Source organism: Muribaculum sp., assembly GCF_029051885.1.
GTDB lineage: Bacteria > Bacteroidota > Bacteroidia > Bacteroidales > Muribaculaceae > Muribaculum.
Genome location: NZ_JAIDKI010000067.1, coordinates 1 through 5,108, shown reverse-complemented (window position 1 = coordinate 5,108; position 5,108 = coordinate 1). Strand labels below are relative to the sequence as shown.

At 47.4% G+C, this 5,108-nt stretch carries 4 protein-coding genes; 1 reads left to right on the top strand and 3 read right to left on the bottom strand.

Annotation, left to right across the window (positions count from 1 at the left end):
* Positions 1-1,505 (bottom strand): PEP/pyruvate-binding domain-containing protein (locus K2I50_RS02880; RefSeq protein WP_301024743.1); only part of this gene is annotated, 1,505 nt, incomplete at its 3' end.
* 634 nt (positions 1,506-2,139) lie between these two features.
* On the opposite strand from K2I50_RS02880, the gene K2I50_RS02875 reads away from it, so the two are divergent.
* Complete coding sequence (locus K2I50_RS02875) at positions 2,140-2,691, top strand: 30S ribosomal protein S16 (protein WP_123611739.1); 552 nt, start codon at positions 2,140-2,142, stop codon at positions 2,689-2,691.
* A 114-nt stretch (positions 2,692-2,805) separates the two neighbouring features.
* On the opposite strand, the gene K2I50_RS02870 is transcribed toward K2I50_RS02875, so the two are convergent.
* The gene (locus K2I50_RS02870) at positions 2,806-3,036 is read right to left on the bottom strand and encodes a YtxH domain-containing protein (protein WP_301024742.1); all 231 of its coding nucleotides are present in this window, start codon (positions 3,034-3,036) and stop codon (positions 2,806-2,808) included.
* Positions 3,037-3,168: 132 nt separating this feature from the next.
* Positions 3,169-4,758 carry a DUF6377 domain-containing protein gene (locus tag K2I50_RS02865; protein ID WP_301024741.1) on the bottom strand — a complete coding sequence of 530 codons (1,590 nt, stop codon included), beginning with the start codon at positions 4,756-4,758 and terminating at the stop codon, positions 3,169-3,171.
* Positions 4,759-5,108 lie beyond the last annotated feature (350 nt).

Here is a 5,108-nt window from a genome sequence, read left to right as displayed (position 1 = left end):
CCGCTGACACAGCATTTACCCATACCACGGGCAACAACGGCTGCGTGAGATGTCATACCGCCACGCATGGTAAGGATACCCTGGGCCACAGCCATACCGCGGAGGTCCTCAGGGGAGGTCTCGATACGAACCAGAACAACTTTCTTCTTCTTTTCCGACCATGCTTCAGCCTCTTCGGCAGAGAACACAATCTGACCTGCGGCAGCACCGGGAGATGCAGGAAGACCCTTGGCAACAACATTGGCGCGCTTCAGGGCAGCTTTATCGAATACCGGGTGGAGAAGCTCATCGAGTTTCTGAGGCTCCATACGGAGAAGTGTAGTCTTTTCGTCAATCTCGCCGGCACGGAGAAGATCCATGGCAATCTTGACCATGGCAGCGCCAGTACGCTTACCATTACGTGTCTGGAGCATCCAGAGCTTACCGTCCTGGATAGTGAACTCCATATCCTGCATGTCTTTGTAATAGTTCTCCAGGCGGTTGGCTATTGCGATAAGTTCTGCAGCACATACAGGCATAGATTCTTCGAGCGAGGGGAATTTAGCCACACGTTCTTCTTCTGTAATGCCCTGAAGGGCTGCCCAGCGGCGGCTACCTTCAACTGTAATCTGCTGAGGAGTACGGATGCCGGCCACAACGTCCTCGCCCTGAGCGTTGATAAGATACTCACCGTTGAATATATTTTCGCCGGTAGCGGCATCGCGGCTGAAAGCCACACCAGTAGCGGAGTTATCGCCCATGTTGCCATAGACCATAGCCTGTACGTTAACGGCAGTACCCCACTCTTCAGGTATCTGGTTCATGCGGCGGTAGAGGATAGCGCGTTCGTTCATCCAGCTGTCAAACACAGCGCAGATTCCACCCCAAAGCTGCTCCCAAGCGCTGTCGGGGAAGTCCTTTCCGGTGAAATCTTTTACGGCAGCCTTGAAGAGCTTAACAAGATTCTGCAGGTCTTCAACATCCAGATCTGTGTCAAGTTTCACACCCTTTTCGGCCTTAACCTTGTCCATGATTTCCTCAAAAGGATCGATGTCGGCCTTGCTCTTTGGCTTCATGCCAAGAACCACGTCACCATACATCTGCACGAAGCGGCGATAGCTGTCCCATGCGAAACGGGGATTTCCGCTCTTTTCTGCAAGAGAAGCTACGGTAGCATCATTCATGCCAAGATTAAGCACTGTATCCATCATGCCGGGCATTGAAGCGCGCGCGCCTGAGCGTACAGATACTAAGAGAGGATTTGCAGGGTCATTGAATTTCTTGCCGGTAAGGGTCTCAACGTGAGCTATAGCAGCTTCTACTTCTTTCTGTATCAGCTTTACTACAGCCTCGCGACCGTTGAGAGTGTATTCGTTGCATACTTCGGTAGTAATGGTGAAGCCCGGAGGCACAGGCATACCCAGAAGATTCATCTCAGCAAGGTTCGCGCCCTTGCCACCGAGGAGGTTTCTCATCTCGGCATTACCTTCGGCCTTGCCATCGCCGAACGTATAGACTCTTTTCATTTGTTTTGTTGGTTAATAGTTAAACTTATTTAATTTTTGGTCATATCGTATTTTTCAAAATCCCGAAGAGAAGTATCGCAAATTTAGCGTTATTCTTTGTAACCACGAAATTGTTTCATAAGAAAAATAACCTCATTGTGCTTTTTTATGCAATCTCCACATATTTTCCATCCATGGATACACTCAAAACGTAGTAGATAAAGCCAAATCATGTTAATAAATCATAATTCGGCTATAGCTTTAGAACTTGCCTAATATTGAATATACTCATCAGCGCGTTCAGTAGCCGAGCATATCCATGCTTATTATGAGGAGGTTACAGTGGCACATAACAACTGCGAGCCGGCGAAAACATGTCTGCGAGCTACTTAGGTATGTGCCTAAACACACACTTCCGACACATAGCGGAAATAGGCTCATGCCATACAACCCTACATTGATTAAGACCCCGTTCCACAATATTTCTGAACAAAGCCTTAACAAGTTCTTATCACATTACCACAAAAACTTTGCATCAGCGACACAGAATCATTTTGTAATCTCAATAATAATAAGTAATTTTGCACCGCAATTCCGGTTTACAGAGCTAATCGGAAACGCAAACAATACAAAACCACTAATTAACAACAATTTAATGGCAACCAAAATCAGATTACAGCGTCATGGTCACAAGAACTATGCGTTTTACCCTATTGTAATCGCCGATAGCAGGGCACCACGAGATGGTAGATTTATTGAAAGGATAGGTTCTTATAATCCGAACACTAATCCTGCTACAGTAACATTGAACTTCGAGCGGGCTTTGTATTGGCTCAACGTAGGCGCACAGCCCACCGACACCGTTCGCAGCATCCTCAGCAACGAAGGTGTTCTCCTAATGAAGCACCTCCAGGGCGGTGTAAAGAAGGGCGCATTTGACGAAGCTGAAGCACAGCGCCGTTTTGACGCATGGAAGCAGCAGCGTCAGGCTAATGTAGACGCACTGAAAGCCGACATGGCTTCCAAGAAAGAAATCGCCCTCAAGGCTCGTCTGGAAGCAGAGGAAGCAGTCAACAAATCAAAGGCAGAGGCCGTAGCTAAGAAGAAAGCCGAAATCGCAGCAGCTGAAGCAGCAAAGGCAGCTGAAGCAGCAGCGGCAGAAGCAGCTACAGAGGAGACTCCCGCGGAAGAAGCCGCAGCAGAGTAATCCAACAGCTGATTTGCTCCAACATAAGAATATTGAAAAAACCACTCAGGGGATGGCATCTTTCAGATGCCATCCCCTGTAGTTTTATAGAAATCCTTTATCATCCACTACGGATTATTCAGTAGCCTCGGTCTTTTTACCGACAGCCGGCACATGTTCGCGCGTAAATTCCTTCACACGCCCGAGCTGCTGCTCCGCACTGCCATAAATATCAAGGAGAGCACGATTTACTTCACGGCGAATCTGACGTCCGCGGGATGTAGTACGTGTATATCGTTCTGCAACCACTCCTGTGAGAGCACCTAAAATAAGGCCGACAATAAAAGTTGTTCCGCTACTTTTCATAGACTTTTTTTAATAATAGGGGTTAATAATGTTGCTTCTTAATACATAGCCAAGGCTATCTAATAAACCGCCCCGGCGGATATTTTAACATATAACCCTAATTCAGCGGAAAAAGTTTATCGCAAGGATACATCACCCTATTTTCATCACATCCTCATCAAAAGTGTCACGATTAACAGCTCGATTCCGCAATCGGTTACGATAAGAGTATATCGTATTTACCGAATAGTTCAGCGCCTGAGCTATCTTAGGACTGTCTTCAACACCAAGCCTGATGAAAGCAAGAATACGAAGATCGGTATTCAGCCGCTCACCGGCATCCAGCTCAATCTTGCTGTCGTCGCGCAACAGCTCGTTGACACGTTCGACAAAATCGGGATATATATGCAGAAACGCATTGTCAAAAGTCGCATAAAAATCACGACTCTGTTCCTCAGCAAAACGCCCCGACTTAGTCATGCGATACAACTCATCCGTAGCCCCAGTCGCAATTTTTCGAGCGGCAATCTCACAGAAACGGTTAAGTTTGTTCATGTACACGGTACAAAGAGAGACAAACTCGCTCATATACACCTCTTTGGCATGATTGGTAATTTCGAGATTACTACGGAGTTCCTGCTGATGCCTCATCTCATTTCGCAATTTGACAATCAGCAATATCAGACCTATGGCAAGAAGTCCCATCAACCCAAGCGCACAATAAAGCCTGGCACGATTGCGATTGTCGGCATCCCTTCCGGCTGCGGAGATAACAGGAATAGCTTCAGACGTCTGCAGCATTCGCATAGACGCATGACACTCCACGGCACTGGCCAATGCCTCCTGCAAATAATAGTCGGCACGCTCTATTTCCCCCTTGTCATACATAGCGATTCCAAGCTGCTGCAAAGACGTAACCTCACGTGTCGCCGACCGGACATCAGCAATTGCCGAAAGAGCAAGATAATAAATACTCTCATCAACGCGCCCCTGGCGAGAGGCAATCTGCCCGATAAGCGATGCGACGCGGGCCGCCATATTGGAATTTATATCAATACGTTCAAGCAATTCCGTAAGTATAGCATACGCTCTCGCATCATTCCCTTTCATAAACTCACACTCACCGGCATTGAGCAACATGTCCGGAGAGTCCTTTTCAAGCATACCCACCAGACTCTCCTGCAACTCCGTAGCCTTGTTGTTCCATCGATTCTGCTCATCAGGGAAATTAGGAAACTGAGCGGCAATATAGCTGTACATCTGCCGCCCCGCCCACAGAGCCTTCGCATGATTGACCTCAGAGAGACTGTCAAGACCTAATGACTCAAACTCCGCCATCGCGCCATGACCGAATCCCGCCAAAGGCATCTGCTGAATGCGTTCAAGCCGCATTTTGAACTCGGTGTCGTCATCATTAAGTGCTCCGGCCAGCCTCTCGGCACGACGGCACTCCACGAGCGCACTATCAGTCAAGAATCCACGGTACAAATCCGCGATTTCCACAGTGAGCATCAGACTGTCGACCGAAGAAGCCACTTCCCTGACCCTTCTTAGGGAATCAATGCGAGCATTACGTGCGGCAACATATGCATCACGTTTTACAAGCTCCCTGTCAAGCCTCACCAGCAGTCCCTCATAATCAGAGTCGGAATTATAATCAAAGTCATAACTATACTCCGGCTTACAGGATACAGTCGCCAAAGCTACTAAAACATATATATATATCGCAAGATGAACACGCATGTCAAATGTCTTTTTCCACCACTAAGTTACATCTTTTTTTTAACCGGCACAACCACCGGCCAAAATGAGATATGCCCTGCAATTGACCGCCCTGCAATCAACCTACATTGTCGAACCGGCTCTAGAGCTTGTTTAATAATAAATGTTACCGTCAGGGCGGTCATTCGTCGAGCAGATTTTCGCTTGTGATGAGGGAGTTATGGGGTTCCATAACGACCGAAGAGCAGGCGGAAAGATGCCGGCGATTGACCGACTGGAGGTAATTTGTTTAACATCGTTGATATATTTTTGCATTTATTTCAAATTCAGCAAGAGAGTGAGGAATTATAAAATTACCGGTTGTCTCGTAT

What these genes read in the sequence shown, in the direction of transcription:
- K2I50_RS02875 (WP_123611739.1), top strand. Translation starts at nt 2,140, where the DNA reads ATGGCAACCAAAATCAGATTACAGCGTCATGGTCACAAGAACTATGCG.
- K2I50_RS02870 (WP_301024742.1), bottom strand. Translation starts at nt 3,036, where the DNA reads ATGAAAAGTAGCGGAACAACTTTTATTGTCGGCCTTATTTTAGGTGCT.
- K2I50_RS02865 (WP_301024741.1), bottom strand. Translation starts at nt 4,758, where the DNA reads ATGCGTGTTCATCTTGCGATATATATATATGTTTTAGTAGCTTTGGCG.